The organism is Priestia sp. FW507-14D1A (assembly GCF_058781295.1).
Map to the genome: position 1 here is coordinate 217,604 of NZ_JBYSWQ010000002.1, position 23,707 is coordinate 241,310.

29 protein-coding genes and 1 riboswitch are annotated in these 23,707 nt (G+C 37.9%); of the genes, 12 read left to right on the forward strand and 17 right to left on the reverse strand.

Translation table 11 applies throughout. From position 1 onward, the window contains the following. The first annotated feature begins 40 nt into the window (after positions 1 to 40). Positions 41 to 352, forward strand: a complete 312-nt coding sequence (locus AC3WJG_RS09540) for a DUF6509 family protein (protein ID WP_025749354.1) — start codon at positions 41 to 43, stop codon at positions 350 to 352. A 215-nt stretch (positions 353 to 567) separates the two neighbouring features. Here AC3WJG_RS09540 and AC3WJG_RS09545 read toward each other — a convergent pair whose 3' ends face one another. From AC3WJG_RS09545 to AC3WJG_RS09555, 3 genes are all read right to left on the reverse strand, one after another. Further along, positions 568 to 744 (reverse strand): hypothetical protein, encoded by a 177-nt coding sequence (locus AC3WJG_RS09545; RefSeq protein WP_337133413.1) that lies wholly within the window; start codon positions 742 to 744, stop codon positions 568 to 570. A 104-nt stretch (positions 745 to 848) separates the two neighbouring features. Continuing rightward, a complete protein-coding gene (locus AC3WJG_RS09550) occupies positions 849 to 1,052 on the reverse strand; it encodes a cold-shock protein (protein ID WP_013056130.1) in 204 nt (67 codons plus the stop codon). Positions 1,053 to 1,339: 287 nt separating this feature from the next. Beyond that, a complete protein-coding gene (locus AC3WJG_RS09555) occupies positions 1,340 to 1,507 on the reverse strand; it encodes a hypothetical protein (protein ID WP_013056129.1) in 168 nt (55 codons plus the stop codon). A 111-nt stretch (positions 1,508 to 1,618) separates the two neighbouring features. Between AC3WJG_RS09555 and AC3WJG_RS09560 the strand changes: the two genes are divergently transcribed. The 4 genes from AC3WJG_RS09560 to yoyC all read left to right on the forward strand — a co-directional run bounded on the left by AC3WJG_RS09560 (position 1,619) and on the right by yoyC (position 5,152). Further along, on the forward strand, positions 1,619 to 2,164 hold the full coding sequence (locus AC3WJG_RS09560) for a YhcN/YlaJ family sporulation lipoprotein (RefSeq protein ID WP_016763474.1): 546 nt from the start codon (positions 1,619 to 1,621) through the stop codon (positions 2,162 to 2,164). Positions 2,165 to 2,456: 292 nt separating this feature from the next. Then, entirely contained in the window at positions 2,457 to 3,935 is a 1,479-nt protein-coding gene (putP, locus tag AC3WJG_RS09565) for a sodium/proline symporter PutP (protein ID WP_028407983.1), read from the forward strand. A 228-nt stretch (positions 3,936 to 4,163) separates the two neighbouring features. Further along, positions 4,164 to 4,823: an SIMPL domain-containing protein gene (locus tag AC3WJG_RS09570; protein ID WP_028407982.1), complete on the forward strand. Its 660-nt coding sequence runs from the start codon at positions 4,164 to 4,166 to the stop codon at positions 4,821 to 4,823. Between the two features lie 62 nt (positions 4,824 to 4,885). After that, entirely contained in the window at positions 4,886 to 5,152 is a 267-nt protein-coding gene (gene yoyC, locus AC3WJG_RS09575) for a protein YoyC (RefSeq protein ID WP_060746058.1), read from the forward strand. Positions 5,153 to 5,189: 37 nt separating this feature from the next. Here yoyC and AC3WJG_RS09580 read toward each other — a convergent pair whose 3' ends face one another. The 5 genes from AC3WJG_RS09580 to AC3WJG_RS09600 all read right to left on the reverse strand — a co-directional run bounded on the left by AC3WJG_RS09580 (position 5,190) and on the right by AC3WJG_RS09600 (position 10,900). Continuing rightward, positions 5,190 to 6,371 (reverse strand): trans-sulfuration enzyme family protein, encoded by a 1,182-nt coding sequence (locus AC3WJG_RS09580; RefSeq protein WP_028407980.1) that lies wholly within the window; start codon positions 6,369 to 6,371, stop codon positions 5,190 to 5,192. Beyond that, a complete protein-coding gene (locus tag AC3WJG_RS09585; RefSeq protein ID WP_028407979.1) occupies positions 6,355 to 7,500 on the reverse strand; it encodes a trans-sulfuration enzyme family protein in 1,146 nt (381 codons plus the stop codon). The genes AC3WJG_RS09580 and AC3WJG_RS09585 overlap by 17 nt, the downstream gene beginning before the upstream one ends. A 71-nt stretch (positions 7,501 to 7,571) precedes the next feature. Beyond that, a riboswitch (SAM riboswitch) is annotated at positions 7,572 to 7,689 on the reverse strand. Positions 7,690 to 7,856: 167 nt separating this feature from the next. Then, complete coding sequence (locus tag AC3WJG_RS09590) at positions 7,857 to 8,519, reverse strand: hypothetical protein (protein WP_033578431.1); 663 nt, start codon at positions 8,517 to 8,519, stop codon at positions 7,857 to 7,859. A 69-nt stretch (positions 8,520 to 8,588) separates the two neighbouring features. Beyond that, positions 8,589 to 9,680, reverse strand: a complete 1,092-nt coding sequence (locus AC3WJG_RS09595) for a spore coat protein (protein ID WP_217599220.1) — start codon at positions 9,678 to 9,680, stop codon at positions 8,589 to 8,591. A 131-nt stretch (positions 9,681 to 9,811) separates the two neighbouring features. Next, on the reverse strand, positions 9,812 to 10,900 hold the full coding sequence (locus AC3WJG_RS09600; protein WP_371264468.1) for a CotH kinase family protein: 1,089 nt from the start codon (positions 10,898 to 10,900) through the stop codon (positions 9,812 to 9,814). A 168-nt stretch (positions 10,901 to 11,068) separates the two neighbouring features. Here AC3WJG_RS09600 and AC3WJG_RS09605 point away from each other — a divergent pair, with 168 nt between their 5' ends. Further along, positions 11,069 to 11,476 (forward strand): CotG/ExsB N-terminal domain-containing protein, encoded by a 408-nt coding sequence (locus AC3WJG_RS09605; protein WP_492588180.1) that lies wholly within the window; start codon positions 11,069 to 11,071, stop codon positions 11,474 to 11,476. A gap of 151 nt (positions 11,477 to 11,627) precedes the next feature. Continuing rightward, positions 11,628 to 11,774, forward strand: a complete 147-nt coding sequence (locus AC3WJG_RS09610) for a hypothetical protein (protein WP_165635688.1) — start codon at positions 11,628 to 11,630, stop codon at positions 11,772 to 11,774. Between the two features lie 31 nt (positions 11,775 to 11,805). Here the strand turns inward: AC3WJG_RS09610 and AC3WJG_RS09615 are convergent, their stop codons facing one another. Continuing rightward, positions 11,806 to 12,219, reverse strand: coding sequence for a YppG family protein (locus AC3WJG_RS09615; protein WP_028414073.1), 414 nt, complete (start codon positions 12,217 to 12,219; stop codon positions 11,806 to 11,808). A 229-nt stretch (positions 12,220 to 12,448) separates the two neighbouring features. Here AC3WJG_RS09615 and AC3WJG_RS09620 point away from each other — a divergent pair, with 229 nt between their 5' ends. After that, entirely contained in the window at positions 12,449 to 12,643 is a 195-nt protein-coding gene (locus AC3WJG_RS09620) for a YppF family protein (protein ID WP_013056115.1), read from the forward strand. 125 nt (positions 12,644 to 12,768) lie between these two features. Further along, positions 12,769 to 12,939 carry a hypothetical protein gene (locus tag AC3WJG_RS09625; RefSeq protein WP_167387310.1) on the forward strand — a complete coding sequence of 57 codons (171 nt, stop codon included), beginning with the start codon at positions 12,769 to 12,771 and terminating at the stop codon, positions 12,937 to 12,939. A 93-nt stretch (positions 12,940 to 13,032) separates the two neighbouring features. Here AC3WJG_RS09625 and AC3WJG_RS09630 read toward each other — a convergent pair whose 3' ends face one another. Both AC3WJG_RS09630 and AC3WJG_RS09635 read right to left on the reverse strand, forming a co-directional pair. Beyond that, a complete protein-coding gene (locus tag AC3WJG_RS09630) occupies positions 13,033 to 13,383 on the reverse strand; it encodes a YppE family protein (RefSeq protein WP_337133415.1) in 351 nt (116 codons plus the stop codon). 45 nt (positions 13,384 to 13,428) lie between these two features. Continuing rightward, positions 13,429 to 13,683: a hypothetical protein gene (locus AC3WJG_RS09635; protein WP_013056112.1), complete on the reverse strand. Its 255-nt coding sequence runs from the start codon at positions 13,681 to 13,683 to the stop codon at positions 13,429 to 13,431. 227 nt (positions 13,684 to 13,910) lie between these two features. Between AC3WJG_RS09635 and AC3WJG_RS09640 the strand changes: the two genes are divergently transcribed. Beyond that, complete coding sequence (locus AC3WJG_RS09640) at positions 13,911 to 14,012, forward strand: hypothetical protein (protein ID WP_016763465.1); 102 nt, start codon at positions 13,911 to 13,913, stop codon at positions 14,010 to 14,012. 11 nt (positions 14,013 to 14,023) lie between these two features. On the opposite strand, the gene AC3WJG_RS09645 is transcribed toward AC3WJG_RS09640, so the two are convergent. After that, positions 14,024 to 15,019 (reverse strand): DUF2515 family protein, encoded by a 996-nt coding sequence (locus AC3WJG_RS09645; RefSeq protein ID WP_098333588.1) that lies wholly within the window; start codon positions 15,017 to 15,019, stop codon positions 14,024 to 14,026. Positions 15,020 to 15,092: 73 nt separating this feature from the next. Between AC3WJG_RS09645 and recU the strand changes: the two genes are divergently transcribed. Together recU and AC3WJG_RS09655 are read left to right on the forward strand one after the other, a co-directional pair. After that, positions 15,093 to 15,692: a Holliday junction resolvase RecU gene (gene recU, locus AC3WJG_RS09650; RefSeq protein WP_014460963.1), complete on the forward strand. Its 600-nt coding sequence runs from the start codon at positions 15,093 to 15,095 to the stop codon at positions 15,690 to 15,692. 63 nt (positions 15,693 to 15,755) lie between these two features. Next, positions 15,756 to 18,599, forward strand: coding sequence for a transglycosylase domain-containing protein (locus AC3WJG_RS09655; protein ID WP_337133416.1), 2,844 nt, complete (start codon positions 15,756 to 15,758; stop codon positions 18,597 to 18,599). Between the two features lie 35 nt (positions 18,600 to 18,634). Here the strand turns inward: AC3WJG_RS09655 and AC3WJG_RS09660 are convergent, their stop codons facing one another. The 5 genes from AC3WJG_RS09660 to AC3WJG_RS09680 form a co-directional block, all read right to left on the reverse strand. After that, the gene (locus tag AC3WJG_RS09660) at positions 18,635 to 19,135 is read right to left on the reverse strand and encodes a YpoC family protein (RefSeq protein ID WP_337133417.1); all 501 of its coding nucleotides are present in this window, start codon (positions 19,133 to 19,135) and stop codon (positions 18,635 to 18,637) included. Continuing rightward, positions 19,122 to 19,793: an endonuclease III gene (gene nth, locus AC3WJG_RS09665; protein ID WP_028407971.1), complete on the reverse strand. Its 672-nt coding sequence runs from the start codon at positions 19,791 to 19,793 to the stop codon at positions 19,122 to 19,124. The genes AC3WJG_RS09660 and nth overlap by 14 nt, the downstream gene beginning before the upstream one ends. Before the next feature lie 140 nt (positions 19,794 to 19,933). Further along, positions 19,934 to 20,641 carry a DnaD domain-containing protein gene (locus AC3WJG_RS09670; protein WP_028407970.1) on the reverse strand — a complete coding sequence of 236 codons (708 nt, stop codon included), beginning with the start codon at positions 20,639 to 20,641 and terminating at the stop codon, positions 19,934 to 19,936. A gap of 336 nt (positions 20,642 to 20,977) precedes the next feature. Further along, positions 20,978 to 22,270: an asparagine--tRNA ligase gene (gene asnS, locus AC3WJG_RS09675; protein WP_028407969.1), complete on the reverse strand. Its 1,293-nt coding sequence runs from the start codon at positions 22,268 to 22,270 to the stop codon at positions 20,978 to 20,980. A 157-nt stretch (positions 22,271 to 22,427) separates the two neighbouring features. Next, positions 22,428 to 23,612, reverse strand: a complete 1,185-nt coding sequence (locus tag AC3WJG_RS09680) for a pyridoxal phosphate-dependent aminotransferase (protein ID WP_060745790.1) — start codon at positions 23,610 to 23,612, stop codon at positions 22,428 to 22,430. Between the last annotated feature and the right edge of the window lie 95 nt (positions 23,613 to 23,707).

Sequence of the window (23,707 nt, forward strand, 5' to 3'; positions counted from 1 at the left end):
TGATGCAAGTATTTTACTGATATATGGAAAGGACGTACATATGTTTACAATTAAAGAATATACAGCTGAACAATTGCAGGATCCATTTGGTCTCCTTCTAGGTGAACGCTATGAATTTCATTTATACATTGAGGTAGAAGAAGATGATGAATTATATACGGGCAACGACCTAGCACTACGCGTAGTATATATTAAAAGCGAAGATAACACTTCTATTGCCCAAACTCATTTCTACGAAGTTTCAACAAATAAAGTATTAGACTTCGACCTTGAAGAAGAGGAAGAAGAAGCTGTAAAAGAATTTTGCGGGAAGCATTTACCTTCAGAGGAAGGTACAAATAACGAGGAATAATTAAAAGAGACTGGGACAAACGTATTTTAGTTTAAGGAAAATCCGAACGATGAATCGAGGTTTTTGGTGGAGAATCAAACTCGTTCGGATTTTTTCATTGGGAGAGTGAACGTAGGTTTTATGTATGTAACTGCTTCTAGCTGTTGTGTAACAAACGAGCCCTACCAGCTCATTTGTTCGTCTGTAGATTGAATTGACTTCGTTATGTCCCAGCCTCATTTTTGATTTCGTTTTTCCATTAACTTTTTAACTACTTCTTTTGGCTCCCAGCATGTAAACTGATATGAAGGACGGGTTTCATAGCCTAGTCTTTTGCATCGATACTTCACTCCCTTATCCAATTTAATGCTTTGAAAATGTTCACATGTGGCACAGCAATGAAATGAACTCATGCCTTCCCTTCTCCCCTACTTTAATCTATTTTCTTAATCATACAAATAAAACAAATTTGTACAAAAAAAGCTGCCTATCGGCAGCTTTCATATGTAGCGTTGAATTATAATTTTACAACATTCTCCGCTTGTGGTCCACGTTGGCCTTCAACGATTTCAAATTCAACTTTTTGACCTTCTTCTAATGTTTTGAAGCCTTCAGATTGGATAGCTGAAAAATGAACAAATACGTCATTTTCGCCTGGTACTTCGATAAAACCGAAGCCTTTTTCACTGTTAAACCATTTTACTGTACCTGTAGTAGCCATGTAAAAAAACCTCCAAAAAATGTAAAAATTTTAATATGTTACTCTATATTTACATTTATACCGTAAATAAAAAATTCACATATTATAAAAGAGACCTACGCGAAGTAGATCTCCTTTATAACAAGTGAATTTTCACTAAATCTAATTCGAGTGTATGGTCAAATGTAGTATTCATCACATTTATTAAATTTGGTTGCGTTTACATTATACTATACCTATATGTAGAATGCAAATATTGGGCCATTCTTAACATATGGCTCATCCGTTTTGCAAAATATTTATCTTCCTTACGTCAACATGTTATCAATATGGGCGTCGATAATTTCTTTTCGTTTATTTTGCAGGGTCTCAAATAATAGCTTAGCTTCTTCTGAAGTTAGTGCAAACGTTGTTGTTTCTTCATGGTTTTCTTCTTTTGTATGAAGCACAAATATGCTTTGTTGAATTCCACTCATACATATTCCTCCTTTTTCGATAGTATAGGCTTTTTTATATTTTTCATGTATGCTTCACACGTTTTTAACAAATTATAAGAAAGGTTAAAACTTATAAGGAGTGATACTATCATGAAGAAATCGTTTTTGTTTGTTGTAGGCTGCATGACGACCCTTTCTTTATTCGGCTGCAGCACAGCAGATCAAGGTAAAGATGGCGTCATTGATGATGATACAGTCCGCAACGTCACATATGAAAATGGGAACAATAAAACGAAAATGAATGACGTAAACGATACGCAAGACGTACAGCGTAACGAAAAAGAACAGTATAATCAGTCCGGCGGAATGAGAGTAGCCGATGTGGCGGCTGATCGTATCGTAGCGTTAAAAAACGTAAAAGATGCTAATGTGATCGTAACCGATCATACAGCTTATGTGGCCGCTGTATTAGACGACAACAAAGAAGGTAATCTTACAAAAGATATGGAGCATAAAATCGCACACGAAGTAAGAAAAGCAGACGGTAGTGTTCATCGAGTATTTGTTTCAACAAACCCTGACTTTGTAAACCGTATGAACGGATATGTGGACAAGCTTCAAACAGGTAAACCAGTTTCTGGACTGTTTGACGAGTTTTCAGAAGTTGTTCGACGCGTGTTCCCGAATTCACGCTAATATACATGAATGTCAAAAGAGCATTTTATAAAATGCTCTTTTTATTTTACCTATTGCATAAAATATTGCATAAAAAATGCGCTTATAAATTTCTGAATATTTTTATTTTATTTTATTTTGAAATCGCTTTCATTTCTTTGTTATAGAGGGATAGGGGATTTTCGCCTCATGTATTTTACGGTTTTGTGGGTTGATAGTAAGGGAAAAGTTTGTTAGTTTTAGAAACCATAAGATGTTTGCATGGCGAGTAGTGCTCGTTTCATGCATAAAAAATGCATAAAGGGGAGATTCCGTGGATATTGGTGTTTATATTTCACTGGGCATTTATTTTGTAGGAATGCTTGGAATAGGATGGTATGCCTACACAAAAACAACTCAAGACGTATCGGGTTACATGCTAGGCGGACGCGGACTAGGTCCGGCTGTTACTGCGCTTTCAGCAGGTGCTTCAGATATGAGTGGATGGATGTTAATGGGTCTTCCGGGATCCATGTATGTGACAGGTCTTTCAAGTTTATGGCTTGCAGTAGGTTTATCTATTGGTGCGTATTTAAATTATTTAATCCTCGCTCCGCGTCTTCGCACTTATACGGAAGTAGCGAATGACTCCATTACAATTCCGGACTTTTTTGAAAATCGCTTTGGCGACCATGCCAAGGTTCTTCGAACAGTATCAGCGATTGTTATCTTTATTTTCTTCACTCTTTACACTTCAGCTGGTATGGTATCAGGCGGACGACTGTTCGAATCGGCATTTGGTGTGAATTATCAAATTGGCTTATTTGTAACAGCATCTGTTGTTATTGCCTACACCCTTTTCGGTGGATTTTTAGCGGTTAGTTTAACAGATTTTGTTCAAGGTGTTATTATGTTTCTTGCCTTAGTTCTAGTACCTATTGTAGCTTTCACCAATGTTGGAGGCGTTAACACAACAATAGATATTGTACAGGACATTAATCCAGCATATCTTGACATTTTTAAAGGTACGACCGTTTTAGGTATTATATCTTTCTTAGCCTGGGGACTTGGCTATTTCGGACAGCCTCATATTATCGTTCGCTTTATGGCTATCTCTTCTGTTAAGGAGTTAAAACCCGCACGTCGTATTGGAATGAGCTGGATGATTATTTCTATTATTGGTGCTATGCTGACAGGACTTGTTGGGATTGCATATGTAGAAAAAACAGGTATGAAACTAGCAGATCCTGAAACTATTTTTATTAAATTTGCGGATATACTCTTCAATCCGTTAATTACTGGATTCTTATATGCAGCTTTACTAGCGGCAATTATGAGTACCATTTCTTCTCAGCTGCTTGTAACGGCAAGCTCTGTTACAGAAGACTTTTATAAAACATTTTTCCGACGCAAGGCCTCTGACAAAGAGCTTGTGACGGTTGGAAGAGCTGCGGTTTTAGGTGTTGCAATTATTGGCATTTTGCTTTCTTTAAAACCTAGTGATACGATTTTAGGGCTGGTTGGATACGCTTGGGCTGGATTTGGTTCAGCTTTTGGTCCTGCTATTTTACTAAGTCTTTACTGGAAGCGTATGACTCGATGGGGAGCCCTTGCAGGGATGATTGTAGGTGCTGCTACAGTATTAATTTGGGTAAATACTCCATTGAAGGATGCCCTTTACGAAATGATTCCTGGGTTCTTTTTAAGCTTATTAGCTGTTATTATTGTAAGTTTACTAACAAAGAAACCGTCAAACGATGTTCAAAATCAATTCATTGAAATGAAAGAAATCTTAATTAAAGAATCGAAATAAACAAAAAGAAGCTGAAGAAAAGTATGTTAGTTGAAGGAAGATCCGAACGAATTTGATTCTTGATGAAGAATCAAATTCGTTCGGATTTTTTTATTGGTATGGTGAATGTAGATTTCATGTATGTAGGTGCTTCTAGCGGTTGATTTAGTTATGTCTCAATCTCTTTTTGTTTTTAATCTCCTTTTCTTATCATATATATACTAAAGATCAATAAAGGAGGTTTTTGGTATGCAACATTCTTATTTCCCTTATGAACCTACACAGCAACTGCGCGTAGATACACAAAATAGAGAAATTAAAGTAATTGGTGAAGGAAGTGTTTCAGCAGTTCCAAATGAAATTTCCATGACGATTGGAACCCGCACGGAAAACCGAGACGTTCAAGAAGCCTTAAAAGAAAATTCAGCTGTTTCAAATACTTTGCTGCAAGAAATAAAAAAACTTGGAATCAATGACCAGCAAATTGAAACAGCTTCGTTCACCATAAATCCTAAATATGATTACAGCGATGGAAAATCGACTCTTACAGGATACGAAGTACAGCACTTATTTAGAGTAAGAGTACAAGATGTAAAACAAGCTGGCGATGTCTATAACGCTACTTTTTCAAGCGGAGCCAACGTAGCGCAAGATCTTCAATTCCACGTTACAAATGATGATAAATATGAACAAGAAGCGATAAGCAAAGCTTTGCTTAACGCTAAAGAAAAGGCCTTTACCATTGCCAACACGCTGCAGCTCCCTATTAACCAAATTCCTATTTTAATCGAAGAAGGACCTGTCTATCAGTCATCTGGCTCCTCGCCTAAGTTATTAGCAGCCTCTCCCCCTATTCAAGCTCAGTCCTTGATTGTATCTGCTTCTGTAAAAGTTACGTACACGTATTAATACTTGTGGTAAACTATAGATTATTATAATGAAGAAACTAATCTAAAGGAGCTCTTTGCACAATGACTTCTGAACATTTACTAGCAGCTTATCAAACCCTATGGTTGAACCGTTCGTTCGCTTCTAAACAAGCCATGACAAGTGAAGATCAGCTTCACGAAGCCATTATGAAAGATTTAAAAGATGAAATGACTCATCCACGCGTCCGGCAAACACCGTATGTAAAATATCACCTTGGCATAAAAAGAATTCTAAACAGCAGTCTTTCCTCTGATGAAAAAGTTGCGCTTGCGTCCCTATACACAAACCTTTTAGATAGCTGTATATAACGATAAAAAAGGACTTCCTTGATGGAAGTCCTTTTCTTTATTTAATTAACGCTTTTTCTTCTAAGCTTTGAAAAACCGCCTTAAAGTCTTGCTTTAAATCTTCGAATTCCTCTAACCCTACTGAAAGACGAAGAAGTGAATCAGTAATTCCTTTTTCTTCACGCACTTCTTTTGGGATACTTGCATGAGACATTGTTGCAGGATGCGTTAAAATGGATTCAACTGCACCTAGACTAACGCCAATTGAAGCCAATTTTACTCCTTGTAAAATATGTCGTGCTACCTTTTCATCCTGTACTTGGAATGAAATCATAGCTCCGTATCCATTTGCTTGTTCTGAAATCAGTTTGTGGTCTGGATGACTTTTTAAGCCTGGATAATATACATGGCTTACTAGAGATTGTTCTTCAAGCCACTTTGCAAACTGCAGCGCTGTTTTTAACTGCTGATCTAAACGAACTTTTAATGTCTTAATTCCTCGAAGCAGTAAAAAACAATCCTGCGGTCCCAAGATAGCACCAAAAGCATTTTGTACAAACTTTACTTCTTCTGCTAGCTTTTCATCGCTTACTACAACTAAACCGCCAATGACGTCACTGTGACCGCTGATATATTTTGTAGCACTATGAATCACAATGTTTACACCAAGGTCAATCGGCTGCTGTAGATAAGGTGTTAAAAACGTGTTATCCACAATTGTAAGGAGATTGCGCTCCTTCGCCAAACTTGCTACTGCTTTAATATCCGTTACCTGTAAAAATGGATTTGAAGGGCTTTCGATATAAATAGCCTTCGTATCCTTTGTGATAGCTTCTTCAACTTTCTCAACCTTCGTTGTATCAACAAAAGTTGTTTTGATACCAAACTTTGAAAATAATCGTGTTAATACACGATATGTCCCGCCGTACGTATCATGTGAAACTAAAATTTCATCCCCCGATTCAAAAATAGATAACACCGATGAGATAGCAGCCATACCTGATGAAAAAGCAAAACCAGCGTATCCATTTTCTAGCTGAGCAATGGTGTTTTCTAAAGCCTCACGAGTTGGATTTCCTGAACGAGAATAGTCATAGCGGCCGTTGTTCGTCTCATCTTCTTGGTTAAATGTAGATACCTGATAAATAGGTACGTTAACCGCTCCAAAATGACCGTCAATTCCTGTATTTGCATGAATTAAGTTCGTACCAAATCTATGTTTATTATTGTTGGTATGCATCAAATGCCTCCTTCAAATCTTTAATTAAATCATCTGCGTGCTCAATTCCAACTGATAATCGCAGTAAACAGTTTGTTACTCCGACACGATTTCGAATTTCTTCCGGAATATCAGCATGTGTTTGACGAGCTGGGAATGTCATTAAACTTTCCACGCCTCCTAAGCTTTCTGCAAATGTAATAACTTTGACATTTTCTAAAAGTACTGACACGATGTCAGGGTGTGAGACAGCAAAAGAAATCATGCCTCCAAATCCAGTTGCTTGTTTCTTCATGATTTCATAGCCTGGATGTGTTTCAAGACCAGGGTAATACACTTTTTCCACGAGATCATGAGCAGTAAGCCAATTTGCAATTTTCAGTGCGTTTTCATTATGCTTTTCCATACGAAGCGCTAGCGTTTTAACACCGCGTAATAACAGCCAGCTATCCTGTGGACCTAAGATTGCCCCAGCTGCATTTTGATAAAAACGAATTTTCTCTCCTAAGCTACTACATCGAGCCACTACAAGACCAGCAACTACATCATTATGACCCCCAATGTATTTGCTTGCACTATGTATCACAATATCTGCTCCAAGCTCTAAAGGACGCTGATAATAAGGGGACATGAAGGTATTGTCAACGATAGTAAGCAAATCATGCTGTTTAGCTAACGAAATTGCTTCTGGCAAATCAGTCACGTGCATCATTGGATTCGTAGGTGTTTCAATAAATAAAGCTTTTGTGTTGGGACGAAGCGCATCTTTTACTTGCTCGAGATGGGCTGTGTTGACGTACGAAACAGTAATTCCTTGCTCTGAAAAAATTTCATTTAGTACTCGGTACGTTCCTCCGTATAAATCCTCTGATACAATTAAATGATCTCCGTTTTTAAATAGTGCCAAAACTGCCATTACACCCGCCATTCCTGAAGCGAATGCTACTCCTACTTCTCCTTTTTCCAAAGCTGCAATTGCTTCTTCCAATGCTGTACGAGTAGGGTTTGCCGTACGTGCATAGTCAAATCCTGTACTTTGCCCTAAAGCAGGATGAGCAAATGTTGATGCTTGGTAAATGGGTGTTGTAATAGAACCTGTTGAAGGATCACGACCTACTCCTGAACGAACTAATAAAGTTTCAATTTTCATCTATTTCTCTCCTTAACTCAAAATAAAAAACACTCTTCACAGATGGAAGAGTGTTCGTTTATACACGATTTCTCTCATCTGTTAGAACAATACTGATGTTCCACAGGAATTAGCACCGTTCAAATGAATGTTTCATTTGATGGTTGCCGGGCATCGCAGGGCCAGTCCCTCCGCCACTCTTGATAAGAGTTCTATATAATTGTTGGTGGTTAACGTTTGTTGTTACTAACTTTAATAAAGATTTTCTTTATTGTCAACATAATTTTCTAAAAAATTTAAATCATCTCATTTGTTTATTCAATATACCTGTCTTGATAAGCACATAAAAAAAAGAGACGAAAGCGAGGTCTCTTTTTCTAAGGCAAGTGTACAGATTTTACGTGAGCTAACTTCCAATACATACTTTCTCCATTTGCCGTAATTAGTTCAACAATATTATTAGAAACTTCTTTAAGTACGCCAATTTTTTCTGATTGATCCCCTAAATCTAATACGACCAGTTGATTTTCATATTTTTTAAGCTGCTCTTCAAAGTTTCTGACAAAAGGTGCAGAGGCGGGCCTTACTGGGAGCTCTTTGTCACTTAAAGAATAAGGGGTTAACTCATTGCTGTAAGGAGTGAGCCATTTCAAATGATGTAGAGAAACAAAGACATTTTTATACACTGGAGAATAAAACACAAGATAATCATTCAGCACGCTTGTGATATAGCCATGCAATGATTTCCCTCCCGTTACATAAATTTCAATAAATTTCCCTTTTGCCTGCTGTAAAATATTACGATAAGAAATCCGCTGACTTTCTTCTATTAAGTTCTCTTCTATGGTTCGTAAAGGTGTATAATCTTCTTCTGAAACCTCTCGCAAGCGATGTATGTGTAAAAGGGGAATATACAAATAATCATGTCCATTATATAAAACCATTACATCTAACCCGAGATCAACAAGTTTTCCTACAAACGTTGTTTTACCTGATATATCGACTTCAACAATTTTATCAATATAATGATTCATACTCATACTCATTCTCCTCCTTTTTCCTATATGATAGAAAAGGTGCTTTATAAGCACCTTTTATGTTCCAGTTCATCATGCTTTCCAACGATAATTTTTCGTTTTAATAACTTTTTCACCTGGTGTTGAAGAGCGTGAACCCGTACGGCGACCTCCCGAGCGATCGTCTGTGCGACCTCCTGTACGTCTTCCTGTACGTCTTCCGGTACGGTCTCCAGTACGGCCATCCGTGCGACCTCCGGTTTTATCTACTGTAGTTGATTCTTGCACAGAATCTTCTTCATTTGTATCTCCATTTTGCTCAGAATTTTCTTCATTTTGCTTGAAAGATCCTTTTGATCCTAAGGCAATGGTTTTTACGTGTCTTGGTTGTAAACGTAAAACTTGATTATTTTGTACAAGAGTAAAGTTTCCATTGCGACTTTGAACTAACACACCTTCTACAGCCTCTGGCCCTCCACCGTTAATAGCTACCCATCTATGCGAAAACTCTTCAAACAGTTCATTGAAACTTTTCGCCTTAATATACTCAGGTGTTTCTTCAACTAATAATGGGTTTTGCGGAACAACAGGCGTATTTTTGCTTACAACTTCACTTACACTCTTTATGTGCTCTACATTGATATAAACGACGCCGTCATCTTCTGTTAGTAATACGACATACGCAGATTCAAATGAGCCTAATACATCAAGGATCTTACCCAATTTTTTCTCTGGCCCTCCTTGATTTATTTGCACTTGTTTATCTTTCATCAATAATAAAGTGCCTGCAAATGTGTTGGCTCTGTGCAGTTCTACTTCACTATTAAATCCAGAAAATGTTTGCGCGGAATTAGACTTTGTATCCTCTGTAATGCTTTTAACATGAGCGAGCTGGTAATAAATAAATGTATATTGCTGTTGTGGAATAAGCTGCGCCGGTTGATTATTTTGCTGGTTGTTATTTTGTTTTGTTTCAAGAGCAAGTGTTAAATAATCTGATTGAACGTCGATTAAATATCCCGTTTTAGATTCAGGCCCCCCGCGATAGACAGTTACTACTCTCCCTTTTAATGGTTTAAAGTGGGCAGAGTAGCCCGTGCTTTCAGATTGTTGAACTTTACGAGCGCGACTACGATTTGCATTTTGAGTTTGGTCTTGATTTTGGTCGTAGTAATAGTTACTCATTATTTTTCCTCCTTATTAATTGTCCTTATTGGTCATTCATAATGTATATATACGTATCATGTACAGCTATTGTCTTCCTGCATTTGCCTATTATTCTTAAATTCCACTTTTGCCTATCAGTCTAGTAAAATTCAAAAATCAAAAAGATGACTTTTAATGTACGCTGTTCGGTCTTTTACGAAAGAAAGCATAAGGTCTGGTTCCTTATAGAATTGCTCCAAGTTATCTTTTACGTAAGGATCTTTTAATACATATGGAGCAATATAATCATGCAGTTGATAAATGATTGGTTTCATGTATTCTATTGTAAATTGATTATTTAGAACATTGTTCATTTTTTGAATATATCGCTTTTTAATGCTATTCACCGCCAGTAAGCGAGCTGTAAGCGTATTAAATCCTTGTGCACGTACATAGTCTCCTTCCATTACTTTTCCATTTACATCTCTTCCCCAAGTTGCATCATAATCCCATGGAATCAGTTCAAAGCGCCCGCTTTCATGATTTAGATAGAGGGCATAGTTATGGACAAAACCGTCGTAATTCTGCATACAAATAATACCAACTAACCAAGATAAGTAGCGGTCGACGTTCAGGTACTTCTCAATATTCTGTTCGAATTCTGTATTTGTCCATGTATTAAGATTAAATATAAACTTTTCTAATTTTTCCTCGTCTCCTTCTCTCACTGCTTTATCTTCATATCCAGATAACAAAGTTGTTTTTGGCTTTTTATCCAAATCGCTCATCAAAGAAAAATTAGCATCTCCGTCTACTGCATAAAATATAGATCCATCCGCTAAATTTCTTTTTTTCAAAAATAGTTCATCTACCGATTCGAGCTGAAGATATATTCCTTCATTTTTCCCATTAATCTTAAGAGTGACAAACTGAGAGTGGGGAGATAAAACATCTAAAGAAGAGAAAAAATCGAGGGACAATTTATTGCGCATAAGCGATGGATCTTTGTATTCAGCGTTTAGGTGTATTTCTTTGGCGCGCTGAAATATTTTCGGAGAATAAAATTCAATATAATATGACTTTTTCTTCATCTTCCGAATATGGGAGCCTCTTAGGAGCAAATCAATATCGTAGCGTTTTTTGTTAAACTTCATCGTTGCCTGAACCGCTTCTTCTGACCAAATATCTCTTTGCATTTCCTTTAAATCTTTTACATTCACAAACAGAGCGTATTGAGGGATTTCTTTTTGCTTCATGATTCGACCACCTTTCTTCAATTATTAAAGTATATGAAGGGTAAATTCTCCATGATACCCCGCAGCATCAACTATTTCCGCAAACTCCACTTTTGACTCATATCAAGGACAAGCATCATCGCGTATTCTATTAATGCAAGACCTAGTCCAATTGACAAGGAGGTTTTTGTATTGCATATTACACCTGAAAAAATTAAAGAGGCTGCTGAAGCCCTAGAATGTACAGAACTGAAATCTTTTATGTTTCAAGAGCCAACTGCCGGTCCACTAACAAAGCCACGTCGCTCTTCTCGTAGCACTGGCCGCAGCTCTCGTCGTTCTACCCGCGGTACGCGTCGCTCTTCTCGCGGCTCTCGTCGTTCTACTCGCCGTTCTCGTCGTTCTACTCGCCGTTCTCGCCGTTCTACTCGCCGCTCTCGCCGTTCTACTCGCCGTTCTCGCCGTTCTACTCGCCGCTCTCGTCGTTCTACTCGCCGCTCTCGCCGTTCTACTCGCCGTTCTACTCGCCGCTCTCGTCGTTCTACTCGCCGCTCTCGCCGTTCTACTCGCCGCTCTCGCCGTTCTACTCGCCGCTCTTAATTTCTCTAAACGCTCATCTTTATTGCAAAAAAACGCCGAAGAACTACGAATGTCTTCGGCGTTTTTTTCCACTTATAGAAGGTGCACATTTGGAAATATACTAAGATGGAGCGTTATTCATTTTACATAGAAATAGAAAAGGAGAGCTTTTATGAAAAAAAACAAGCATCGAATTTTAACTTCATCAACCACAGATGTCGAAGAAATCAAACGTTTAAATGCGCAGTCTGGACTAACTTACAATGAAGTATTTGCACTTCTTGGAGAAAACTATTTGAAAAATCAACAGAAAAAATAATAAGCTGGGACTAGAAAACAACTTCTAGTCCTTATACTTTGAAAATCCCGGAAAACCCTTTTACTAAGGATGTTAATTGGTTCATGGCTCCCATCATCTGTCCCGCAGTATTCATCATTTTGTTCATATCGTAATTGCCATCACTCGATTTAAACTGAGACATTAATGACTGAAATTGAGATGGCTGAGGCTTTTGCTGCTGACCTTTAGGATATGGATTAAAAGGCGCACCTGCATTGTTGTACATGGGCTGCTGGTACATTCCGTTCATATAGGGAATTTGCTGAGGGCCAAAAGGCATTTGTTGCTGAGCGTACGGATGTTGCGGCATATAAGCTTCCGTCCATGGCTGCTGATGATACTGCGGAAATGGATGTACCTGACTTAAATCAAAACGTTCTGGTTGATGTTGCTCATAATACGGATAATGCTTACTTGTATACATGCAAAATCAATACCTCCTTTTTAATATTACATAATATATAGTATGTATGCAGAAATAAGAGGTGACGTTCGTCTACTTGTACTTTTGGAAAACACATTCAAAAATATGTAGGTTTCTGTCGAAAGTTTAAATTTTTCAAAAAAACGAGATTATTTAAATATATGGTACGATAAGAACAAGTGATACTACGATACGTAGTGGCACAAACGGGGATTAGGAGGGAATTTACATGTATGTGAACGAACTTCAAGAAGCTTTTATTGCGGTGAAACAGTATGAGCCGCAGTCAAGTAATGAATTACTCGATTTTGCTCAGCAGCAGTATTTAAAAGGTTTTTTAACTCCTATGAATTACAAAGCCGCTGTACGTGAACTCGAACAAATTGGAGCTACTAAGCCCGATTTTAGTGCACAAGATGATTAATTTTTTTACTACCACCGAGAAATCGGTGGTTTCTTTGTTTCTTATAAAGTGGACACATACTTCTTTTTTGACTTGTTTATACTATAAAGGCTTTAACGTAGTATTCAATAAAGGAGGTTTATTTCATGAGTCGTGGAAAACATTTTGATCATAAAAAACAAGGACAAGGTGCAGTAAATAAAACAAATAACGCCGTTGCTTCTAAACATACCGAAAAAGTTGATTATCATATCGATACAGTTGCTTCACAAGATCACCCAGCTGTTTCTATCCAATCACAAAAAGATTTTGATTAACTTTTTATTGATAATGATAAAATGCCTAAAGAGTTTTCTCTTTAGGCATACATAGAAAATCCCCACCTTATAAGTCTCAACGGAAGGCCGGGATTAATTATTCAATATCGACTCGAGCACATACTTATTTGAGTGATACATCTTTTTAAATCGCTTTTCTCGCGTCTCGGGATAAAATGACTGTAGTACAACGTTTTGTAAATTTTCTTTTAACGTCTCTACTTGATTAACATGAATATATTTTGGTCGCTCTTTCTTCAGCCATTCCGTTACGAGACTAGCCCATTCATCAAGTTCTTTGAAGAAAATATCTCCATAAGACTTTACTTCTTCAAAAAATTTCACTTCATAATTTTCTTGTTGTTGAATAGACGCTAATCGTTCTACAGCTACTTCATTATATTGAAACATGATCTCCGTACTTTTTTTCACATCTTCATTCATCGTTATTCGTCACCTCTACGATGACTATTGTAACATAAACAGTCTTTATACTGTATGAAGAACCATTTCTCTTCGGCTTCTATTCCATTCTGTTTCGGAAGGCATGCTTTCGTACACAGCTACTTCAATTTCTTGCAGTGATTGGTCAATGCGATGAACTTGTTCCATATATGTTTCTTCACAATGTGTAAATGCTTCATTTATAGATGTAGACATCGTTTTATCCACTAAATCTACTTGCTCTAGTAAGCTATCTAATAAAGTCATCATTTCGCTTGTTTTAACCATACTTTGTTTCATCGCCATCCCTCCAAATTTTCCTTTGCATAACGTATTCTCTCTTTTCTTCATTGTCCCTTCACACATGACAAAACTAGTTTCTATTCGTCAAAGAAAGATGTTTTCGACATTTTCATTTATGATGAATCGAAAGTGAACATATTGAAAACACTAGTATAGACATTTCAGCTAAGCAGATACATTCCGCTGCTGAACGTTTATTACGACATGATAGGAGGTGCCTAGATATGGCCAACAAACAGCAAAAATCACAGCCTAAAAATAAGCCTGAAACAAAAACCTACGGTGATCCTAAAAAGTTAAACGGTCCTAACCAGCCTTCTACTTAAGAACAAAACGGTCACAAGTGACCGTTTTTATTTATATTAAATACTTGCGCTACTTTCATTAATATATACAGCTGCTTTTGCTTTTGAAGATACCACTTTGTAAAATGAACTTTCTTTGGAAAAGACGGCTTTTTCATGAGCTTTTGCTCCTCTTTTTTCGTTAAAAACCACTCTTCTCTCTTCTTTTCATGATGTCTAATAGCCGGATACACCTTTCGAAGAGCAGGTGTACGGCAACTAGTTTCATTCACAAAATACTGTTCATAGTCGTATCTTGAACCCGTATGCTTTGTTTTCAAAGAAAATTCATAAAACAAGGGATAATACTTTTCATGAAATAATAAAGCCGCTAATTCCTTGCCCAAATCAATCCGATTATTTACTTTTGTAAAATCATGAACAGAACAACCGTATAATTCCCCTTTTGTAGTAGGAAAAAGGACGGAACTAAAGTGGAATATATCTTGAAAAAAAAACAGCGCACTTTTAAATACTCTATCTTGATAAAAAGGCTGTTCAATAACGGGCTGTTGAATAACATGCTGCTCATTCACAATTAACGCATGAATAAGCTGCAGTTCACAAGGTCTCTGCATAAATTGTCTCCACTTCTCTTCGATAAAAGATGAAACATTTAAATAGGGAAGTAAATGAGCGTAAGAGACATGTTTTTTACGCGAAACAGCATACAATAGTAATTGTGGGAAGGCATCTTTAAAAATAAGCCAATTTGCTCTTTCATACGTCAAAAATAATAAATCGCGCGTTTGCTTTGATAACGCTTTTTTCATGTTTTTCCCTTGCAAATCACACATATTCCATCCTGCATTTCGTGATACCATACTTGCGAGAAATGCCCACTTTACTTCAGGATATCTATGATAAAAAGTTGCATAAGCCTGGGTTCTTGATATATTATCAATATTCAGCTTGTCTGTGGTTTTTTTAATCGCCGTCAACAGCGCTTGTTCCGAACTATTGAGTGACATCTCTTCATCTTCTTTCATCTATTTTTATTTGTAGGATTTGGTATAATAGAATTTGTTTGTTTAATAGATTTACACTAAAGGAGTGATGGTTATGATTCGCTATCCTAACGGAAAGGCCTATAAGCCATTGAATACCAGCAGTCCTTCCCCTAAAAAGCTAGAAGCTAGCTATAGCAATCGTGGTATGACGCTGGAGGACGATTTAAACGAAACAAACGAATACTATGTTTCAAAAGGAATAGCCATTGTTCACAAAAAACCAACCCCTGTTCAAATTGTAAAAGTAGACTATCCGAAGAGAAGTGCCGCTGTTATCAAAGAAGCTTATTTTAAACAGGCTTCTACTACAGACTATAATGGAGTCTATAAAGGAAAACACCTTGACTTTGAAGCAAAAGAAACGAGAAATAAAACCTCATTTCCGCTGCGTAATTTTCATGAACATCAAATTGAACATATGAAGCAAATTGTGAAACAAAACGGGATTTGTTTCGTTATATTAATGTTCTCTACTTTACAAGAAATATACTTGTTCGAAGCACAGTTCCTTTTTCCTTATTGGGATGCCATGAAAAAAGATGGACGAAAATCAATCCCTAAGGCAGATATTGAAAAAAAAGGACATTTCATCGAACTTGGTTACCATCCGAGAATCGATTACATAAAAACTATAGATAAATTATACTTTTAAGAGTATGATATATATGTTTACGGAAATCATTCTCTTACAATGCGTTGAAAGGTAGGAGTTTTTATGTCAGATAATTATCGCTCTCGTGAAGAACGACGAAGAGCTATGAATGACAACAAACCAGAAGGTAAATCTCAAGGAAAACCGAAAAAGAAGAAAAAAGGAGGCCTATTTCGTAAAATTGTTGCCGCAGTTTTACTGATAGGAATCATCGGGCTCATTGCCGGAGTGGGAACTTTTTTTGCTATGATAAGCGATGCTCCAAAAGTTGATGACTCGGTATTAAAAAACTCTTTTTCATCTAAAGTATATGCAAACGATGGAAAGACAGTTGTAAAAGAAATTGGAGCTCAAAAACGTACATATGTGCAATACGATGAAATCCCTCAAGTCGTCAAAAACGCATTTATCGCTACGGAAGACGTTCGTTTTTATAAGCATCACGGCGTCGACTTTTACCGAATTGGCGGAGCATTAATGGCGAACTTTAAAAACGGTTTCGGTGCTGAGGGCGGTAGTACGATTACTCAGCAAGTGGTAAAGAATTCGTTCTTATCACCAAAGAAGACGGTTAAACGTAAAGTACAAGAAATGTGGTTAGCTTACCAGCTTGAGCGTAAATATTCGAAGCAACAAATTCTTGAAATGTATTTAAACAAAATATATTTCGCATCAGGTGAAGTATACGGTATTGAACGAGCAGCTGAGAAATTTTACGGAGTTAAAAGCGTAAAAGATTTAACTCTTGATGAAGCTGCTATGTTGGCAGGCTTACCAAAAGCGCCAACTACTTATAACCCAGTTACAAACCCAGAGAATGCTACTAAACGCCGTAACACAGTATTAAACTTAATGGCTAAAAACGGCTTCATTACACAAGCCGAGGCCGACAAAGCAAAACAAGTAGATGTACAGGCTCATTTAGCTAAACAAACTGAATCAACATCTAAGTACGATGTATTTATTGATCAAGTAATCGAGGAAGTAAAAAAGAAAACAGACGCGGATCCATTTTCTGCGGGCTTAGAAATTTATACAACGCTTGACACTAATGCTCAGGACTATGTGGATGATGTGATGAACAACAAAGTAGTCAACTTCCCGAACGATAAATTCCAAGCAGGTCTTGTCGTTGTAGATAATGAAACAGGCGGTATTCAAGCAATTGGAGGCGGACGTAATCGTGTATCAGGCGGCTTAAACTTTGCAACAAATATGAGACGTCAGCCCGGCTCAACAATTAAGCCGATCTTAGATTACGGTCCAGCGATTGAGAACTTAAAGTGGTCTACTGGACAACCGTTAAAAGATGAAGAATATCATTATTCAAACGGCACGCCAATCCGAAATTTTGGACGTAACTATAAAGGCTGGGTTTCAGCGCGTGAAGCTTTAGGACGTTCACTGAACATCCCTGCTTTAAAAGCATTTCAAGCAACAGGTGCGGACAAAGCAAAAGAGTTCGCTACAGGCCTTGGGCTAAAATTAGATGAAGAAGATGGCGAAGCTTATTCTGAATCTTATTCTATCGGAGGCTTCCGTACAGGTGTTACACCTCTACAAATGGCTGGAGCCTATAGTGCTTTTGCAAATGAAGGTATGTACAATGCACCGCATACAGTGACAAAGGTAAAATTCCCTGATGGAACAGAAATTGATTTAACGCCAAAACCAAAACGCGCAATGCAAGATTACACGGCATTTATGATGACGGACATGATGAAATCTGTTGTAAACGAATCATATGGTACAGCTCGTGCTGTTCGTACACCAGGATTAGAAATTGCGGGTAAAACAGGAACTTCGAACTTTAGTGCTGCAGAAAAGCAACGATATAATATTCCAGACGCTGGTGAAAAAGACGTTTGGTTTAATGGGTTTACGCCAAACTATACGATTTCCGTATGGACAGGCTATGAAACTGCTAAAGACGGCTATATTTTAAGTGCTAATGAAACAGGCATGGCAAAAAATATCTTTAAGCATGTTATTACTCATATTTCTGAAGGCAAACCTAAAGGAAGTTTCAAGCAGCCGGACAGCGTAGTTGAACGTTCCGTGGAAAAACCAACGGGCAAAGACTTAAAACGTCCAAGCGGCTCTACTCCTTCGAGCTTAATTACTAAAGAATACTTTGTGCGCGGTACTGCACCGACAAAAGTATCTCAAACGTTTGTGAAGAAAGAAAAAGAAGAAAAGAAAGAAGATAAAAAAGAGGACAAAAAAGAGAAAAAAGACAATAAAGATGTGAAGCCAAAAATTACTGCTTCGTATAGCGGAGGAGCAATTTCAGTTAACTGGTCAGCGTCAAACGCAGCCAGCGATACGACCTTTACAGTCACAATGTCATCTCCTAACGGTTCTGAACAACTCGCATCTGGCGCAGGAGCCGGTGGAAAAACAATTTCCAACCCAGCACCAGGCGCAACGTATAGTTTCACCGTAACAACAAATACGGGCGAAAGCGCTAGTTCTTCTGTAAAAGTCCCTGGTTCATCAGATCAAGCTACCGAAGATGATTCTACTAAGCCTGAAGATGACGGAACAACGGACGATAATCAAAATGAAGACAATAGCAACACTGATCAAAACAACGGCTCTGATCAAGGTGACGATTCATCTACTCAGCCGGATGATAACCAAAACAGCAATAATGGCAGCAATAGCGGCGGTAACAATAGCGGCAATAGCGGCAATAGCGGCAACACCGATAATAACAATAATGATAGCGGCAATGGTAACGATGGTAATAGCGGCAACAACAGTAATAACGGAGGCGCAACAACTCCTCCAGCAGACAACGGTGGAAGTGACTCAGGAAGCCAAACACCACCAACAACACCTGCTACACCATCGACGCCGTCAACACCTGCTACACCGCAGCAAGAGCCAACAACTGAAAATTAACGTAGCAGTAAAAAGCCCCTACACGTGTAGGGGCTTTATTGCTTGTGAAGAATAAGCATTTTTGCATATTGCTTACGCAGCTCATTAAATAATTCTGTCAGCTGAATATACGCTTGATAAGAAGAAACTCGCTGCAGCAAAAACATAAGTCTCTCAGCACAGTTAATAGGCTTATAGGTTAGGTCTGCTATATCTTCTTGCAGCCGATTTAAACGCCGAACGGGCTGTCCATTAATCCAAAACAGTAAACTAATATACATAGCAGCAGCTTGTTTCATCCAAGGAGCTGCTTCTTTTGCTTTTCGCTGAGAAAAAAGCGTATACAGTTCTTCCCTTTGAGTTTCCCACTTCTCAAAAAATGGCCGTATATTATTTTGAACATCCCTCCAAGGTGTTTTCGTTTCTTTATGTACATCGTATAAAATATCATAAACAAAATAATTTCTTCCATTTTTTTCATCCACTTCAAAAACCCGATTTTCTTTTGAATAGAATGGTTCGCATAGGAAATGTGACGGCACTTCAATCGGTAACATCTGTCTTCTTCTCTTTTCCTTTCATTCGTTTCTTTCCTTCTCGGCAAAGATCAAGAAGCGGGCAGACATGACATTGAGGAGACTGTGCTTTACAGTGATAGCGTCCAAAAAAGATAAGTCGATGATGCGTAACGGACCATTCATCTTTCGGAATTTTCCTCATCAGCGTTTTTTCTACTTCCAAAACGGAATCTTTCCACCTGCAAATCCCAAGGCGTTTACTTACACGTTCTACATGCGTATCTACTGCTATTGACGGTACTCCAAAAGCTACGGATACAACAACATTAGCCGTCTTACGCCCTACTCCTGGAAGATTAGTCAGCTCATCACGATCTCTTGGAACTTCTCCTCCGTATTCATCAATGAGCATACGGCAGAGCTTTTGAATATTTTTAGCTTTATTTCTATATAAGCCGATTGATCTAATATCTTGCTGCAGCTCTTCTAACGAAACGGCTAAATAGTCTTCAGGCGTTTGATATTTCTTGAATAAATCTGTTGTTACGCGGTTGACTAAAGCATCTGTGCACTGAGCAGATAGCGCTACAGCAATGACTAAATCAAAGGGATTCCGATGATTTAACTCACAGTGAGCGTCAGGAAACATTTCCGCCATAGCATCTAGACACTGTCTGATTTGTTTTAACGTTAACATACTAGTTCTCCTTCTTCTTACAGGTAGTTCCCTCCTATTTTACAATAGGGTTCCTGTCAAATGCTACTCTTGTCCGTATTCTTTTAAAAAAGCTGCTTCAAGATTCAATTACTTGGATCTTGAAGCAGCTTTTTATCCTGTCATTGCTCTAGCCAATTAAAAAAAGGAATGGCTGATGTAGACTGAGAAGGGTTAACAGAAGATAGTTTTTTGGGCTGTTGATTTTGACGAAATTTTTGGCTATGCTTGCGGGCTTGATCAATGGTCCGAATACCATTTTTCTTCCATTCAAATAAAATACGATCAATATACCGGAAGTTTAATTTTCCAGACATCACCGACTCTCTTAGTGCCGCTTTAATAATAATGGGATCATGATGATCTTGATCAATCCACATCGCTAGTGTTTCGCATTCAAACGGAGACAATGCTCTGCCGAACTCTTTTTCAAACATTGTATATAAATTAAGCTCTTCTTGTTCTTCTTCGTTTTTTTCTACTTCTCTTGTTTCTTGCATCATATGATGAATAAGCTTTTCCCAAAGCGGTTTTAATGAATAACGTTCACAAATAAGGGCGTTTTGCTGTTGATCTTGCTCAATAGATAAAAAGCCGCGCTGAATTAATGCTCGCAGCGTATCCATGCAGACAGCACTTGAAATACTCATTTTTGCCGCCAATTCGTTAGGTGTCGGGAAACCTTCACCGCCTTCAATGGAAACATAAATATGCATTAACGTCATGAATTCCGTTTCGTTCATTCCCAAATCGCTATAGTGATTAAACAGCAGCTTCGGAATTGAAACTGTGCCTTGTTCAAACCATTCAATTAACGTTTCTTTTTTCATATCCGAACACCTCAGTAGTTAGTATATCATGAAGTTTATAGTCAAAGTAATAATTATTCGAAGCTAAAAAAGCTTCTATGTAAAACTTTCCGCTGAAACCGTACCATTGCTCTGCACATATAAAATATATACGAACGATGACTTCCTTCCAAGAATATTACACTAACTTATTTTTTCGAGAATTGCAACTCCCTTTTAAGTTAGACTCTTTTCTATGTTTGCCTTTGTTTCCTTATGATATAAGTAAAAGCCTCGTTTATCTTTTCTTTTTATGATTCATAAAAAAAGCTAAAAAAGTATCCTGACTACAAGAGTCAGAATACTTTTTTCACTTCCTTACGGGTATAAACGGTTTAATAAGCGTGGGAATGGAATCGTTTCACGAACGTGTTCTACGCCGCTAATCCATGCTACCGTACGCTCAAGGCCTAAACCAAATCCTGAATGTGGAACTGAGCCATACTTACGAAGCTCTAAATACCACTTATACGTTTCAGTATCTAATTTATGCTCTTCTACACGCTGAGCTAAAAGCTCTTGATCATGAATACGTTCAGAGCCTCCAATGATTTCTCCGTAGCCTTCTGGTGCGATTAAGTCTGCACATAATACTACGTCTTCATTTGTTGGATCTGGCTGCATATAAAATGGTTTTAATGACGTTGGATAGTGTGTAATGAATACCGGCTTGTCATAGCTTTCTGCGATAGCCGTTTCATGCGGTGCTCCAAAGTCATCTCCCCACTGAATATCTGTAAATCCTTTTTCATGTAAGAATTTAAGAGCGTCATCGTACGAAATACGAGGGAATGGCGCTTTAATTTGTTCTAACTTAGATGTATCACGGCCTAGTACGTTTAACTCTAACTTACAGTTTGTTAAAACAGACTGTACAACATGAGACACATACTCTTCCTGTACTTTCAAGTTATCTTCGAATTGGTAGAAAGCCATCTCTGGTTCAATCATCCAAAACTCAATTAAATGACGGCGTGTTTTAGATTTTTCAGCACGGAACGTTGGACCGAATGAAAATACTTTTCCAAGCGCCATTGCCGCTGCTTCCATATAAAGCTGTCCACTTTGAGAAAGATATGCATCTTCATCAAAATATTTCGTGTGGAATAATTCTGTTGTTCCTTCAGGAGCACTTCCTGTTAGGATTGGCGGATCTACTTTTGTAAACCCGTTTTCGTTAAAGAATTCATACGTTGCACGAATAATTTCGTTACGAACCTTCATAACAGCATGTTGACGTTTAGAACGCAGCCATAAATGACGGTTATCCATTAAGAACTCTGTTCCATGTTCTTTTGGCGTAATTGGATAATCAACAGCTTCATGAATAACTTCAAGGCTTGTAACTGTTAACTCATAGCCAAACGGTGAGCGCTCATCTTCACGTACTACACCTGTTACATATAGTGATGATTCTTGCGTCATAGATTTAGCTAATTTAAAAGTTTCTTCTTCTACTTCAGCTTTTACAACTACCCCTTGCATGAATCCTGATCCATCGCGCAGCTGTAAAAAGGCAATTTTACCACTTGAACGTTTATTCGCTAACCAAGCACCAATTGTTACTTCTTTTCCTACATGCTTGCTTGCTTCTGAAATCGTAATTTTCACGATTAATATCCCTCCAAAAAACTTACATTTCGTAATTATGTATGCCATCCTATTATACATTTCGACAAACATAATAACAAGTAACAAACAAAAAGAGCCTTCTAACACGTGTAATTTGTGCTAAAAAGCTCTTTTGTTTCTACCTATTGTTACTTTTTTATTTCATGTGACGAGTCATGAATGATTGAATTCGTTCTAATGCCTTTTCTAGCAGATCTAGTGATGTAGCATAAGAAAGACGTACGTTTTCAGGTGAACCGAATCCTGATCCAGGAACTAGGGCTACCTTCTCTTCTTCTAAAATAGCTTCTACCCAAGCATCAACTGTATCAAAGCCAGTTAACTTTGCAGCTTCAATTGCGTTAGGGAATAAGTAGAAAGCACCCTGTGGCTTTAAGCATGAGAACCCTGGAATGTTAATCAGCTTTTCATGAATCACGTTTAGACGCTCTTCAAAAGCTTGTCGCATCATTTCCACCGGCTCTTGAGTGCCGTTATACGCAGCAATTGTTGCATATTGAGCAATAGATGTTGGATTTGACGTGCTGTGACTCGCTAGGTTTGTCATCGCTTTAATAACTGTAGCATCACCAGCTGCATATCCAATGCGCCAGCCCGTCATGGAATGTGACTTAGAAACACCGTTAATGATAATTGTTTTTTCTTTTAACGCTGGTGAAAGCTGTGCAATCGATACATGTTCATTTTGACCGTATACAAGCTTTTCATAAATTTCATCTGATACGATAAAAATATCGTGCTTCAAGCAAATTTCCCCTAAAGCTTGAAGCTCTTCTCTTGTGTAAATCATACCTGTTGGGTTGCTTGGTGAATTGATAATAACAGCTTTGGTTTTAGCAGTAATAGCCGCTTCTAATTGTTCAGGTGTGATTTTAAATTCGTTATTTTCAGAACCTTCAACGAATACTGGTGTACCTTCTGCTAACTTTACTTGCTCAGGATAACTTACCCAGTAAGGAGTTGGGATAATCACTTCGTCACCTTCGTCTAACAGAACTTGAAATAACGTATACAGTGCGTGCTTAGCACCTGTACAAACAATAATTTCAGAAGGTGAATACGTCAGGCCTTGGTCGCGTTTGAATTTTTCAATTACCGCTTCTTTTAATGGTGCAAGGCCGCCTGCTGGCGTATATTTTGTCTGACCATCATTCATTGCTGTGACAGCCGCTTCTAAAATGTGCTGCGGCGTATTAAAATCAGGTTCCCCTGCTCCAAGTCCAATCACATCATGACCAGCCGCTTTCAATTCTTTCGCTTTTGCTGTAATCGCTAATGTTGATGATGGCGTTAATGCTGATACACGTTTTGCTAACTTCACTAAAATCTCCCCCTATGAACTAAAGCTATAATCAGCCCGCGGGCTGATTATAGATAAAAAATTGGCTTCATTTTCATAAAGCGCTGAAATCTTAT

Excerpts from the sequence above, each read along its gene's own strand:
- AC3WJG_RS09570 (WP_028407982.1), top strand. The coding sequence starts at position 4,164 with ATGCAACATTCTTATTTCCCTTATGAACCTACACAGCAACTGCGCGTA.
- AC3WJG_RS09615 (WP_028414073.1), bottom strand. The coding sequence starts at position 12,219 with ATGTATACAAGTAAGCATTATCCGTATTATGAGCAACATCAACCAGAA.
- AC3WJG_RS09655 (WP_337133416.1), top strand. The coding sequence starts at position 15,756 with ATGTCAGATAATTATCGCTCTCGTGAAGAACGACGAAGAGCTATGAAT.
- yoyC (WP_060746058.1), top strand. The coding sequence starts at position 4,886 with ATGACTTCTGAACATTTACTAGCAGCTTATCAAACCCTATGGTTGAAC.
- AC3WJG_RS09660 (WP_337133417.1), bottom strand. The coding sequence starts at position 19,135 with ATGTTACCGATTGAAGTGCCGTCACATTTCCTATGCGAACCATTCTAT.
- AC3WJG_RS09560 (WP_016763474.1), top strand. The coding sequence starts at position 1,619 with ATGAAGAAATCGTTTTTGTTTGTTGTAGGCTGCATGACGACCCTTTCT.
- AC3WJG_RS09635 (WP_013056112.1), bottom strand. The coding sequence starts at position 13,683 with ATGAAACAAAGTATGGTTAAAACAAGCGAAATGATGACTTTATTAGAT.
- AC3WJG_RS09545 (WP_337133413.1), bottom strand. The coding sequence starts at position 744 with ATGAGTTCATTTCATTGCTGTGCCACATGTGAACATTTTCAAAGCATT.
- AC3WJG_RS09585 (WP_028407979.1), bottom strand. The coding sequence starts at position 7,500 with ATGAAAATTGAAACTTTATTAGTTCGTTCAGGAGTAGGTCGTGATCCT.
- AC3WJG_RS09645 (WP_098333588.1), bottom strand. The coding sequence starts at position 15,019 with ATGAAAGAAGATGAAGAGATGTCACTCAATAGTTCGGAACAAGCGCTG.
- AC3WJG_RS09590 (WP_033578431.1), bottom strand. The coding sequence starts at position 8,519 with ATGAGTATGAATCATTATATTGATAAAATTGTTGAAGTCGATATATCA.
- nth (WP_028407971.1), bottom strand. The coding sequence starts at position 19,793 with ATGTTAACGTTAAAACAAATCAGACAGTGTCTAGATGCTATGGCGGAA.
- AC3WJG_RS09620 (WP_013056115.1), top strand. The coding sequence starts at position 12,449 with ATGTATGTGAACGAACTTCAAGAAGCTTTTATTGCGGTGAAACAGTAT.
- AC3WJG_RS09625 (WP_167387310.1), top strand. The coding sequence starts at position 12,769 with ATGAGTCGTGGAAAACATTTTGATCATAAAAAACAAGGACAAGGTGCA.
- AC3WJG_RS09540 (WP_025749354.1), top strand. The coding sequence starts at position 41 with ATGTTTACAATTAAAGAATATACAGCTGAACAATTGCAGGATCCATTT.
- AC3WJG_RS09555 (WP_013056129.1), bottom strand. The coding sequence starts at position 1,507 with ATGAGTGGAATTCAACAAAGCATATTTGTGCTTCATACAAAAGAAGAA.
- AC3WJG_RS09610 (WP_165635688.1), top strand. The coding sequence starts at position 11,628 with ATGAAAAAAAACAAGCATCGAATTTTAACTTCATCAACCACAGATGTC.
- AC3WJG_RS09670 (WP_028407970.1), bottom strand. The coding sequence starts at position 20,641 with ATGAAAAAAGAAACGTTAATTGAATGGTTTGAACAAGGCACAGTTTCA.
- AC3WJG_RS09550 (WP_013056130.1), bottom strand. The coding sequence starts at position 1,052 with ATGGCTACTACAGGTACAGTAAAATGGTTTAACAGTGAAAAAGGCTTC.
- AC3WJG_RS09630 (WP_337133415.1), bottom strand. The coding sequence starts at position 13,383 with ATGAATGAAGATGTGAAAAAAAGTACGGAGATCATGTTTCAATATAAT.
- recU (WP_014460963.1), top strand. The coding sequence starts at position 15,093 with ATGATTCGCTATCCTAACGGAAAGGCCTATAAGCCATTGAATACCAGC.
- AC3WJG_RS09595 (WP_217599220.1), bottom strand. The coding sequence starts at position 9,680 with ATGAGTAACTATTACTACGACCAAAATCAAGACCAAACTCAAAATGCA.
- AC3WJG_RS09580 (WP_028407980.1), bottom strand. The coding sequence starts at position 6,371 with ATGCATACCAACAATAATAAACATAGATTTGGTACGAACTTAATTCAT.
- AC3WJG_RS09640 (WP_016763465.1), top strand. The coding sequence starts at position 13,911 with ATGGCCAACAAACAGCAAAAATCACAGCCTAAAAATAAGCCTGAAACA.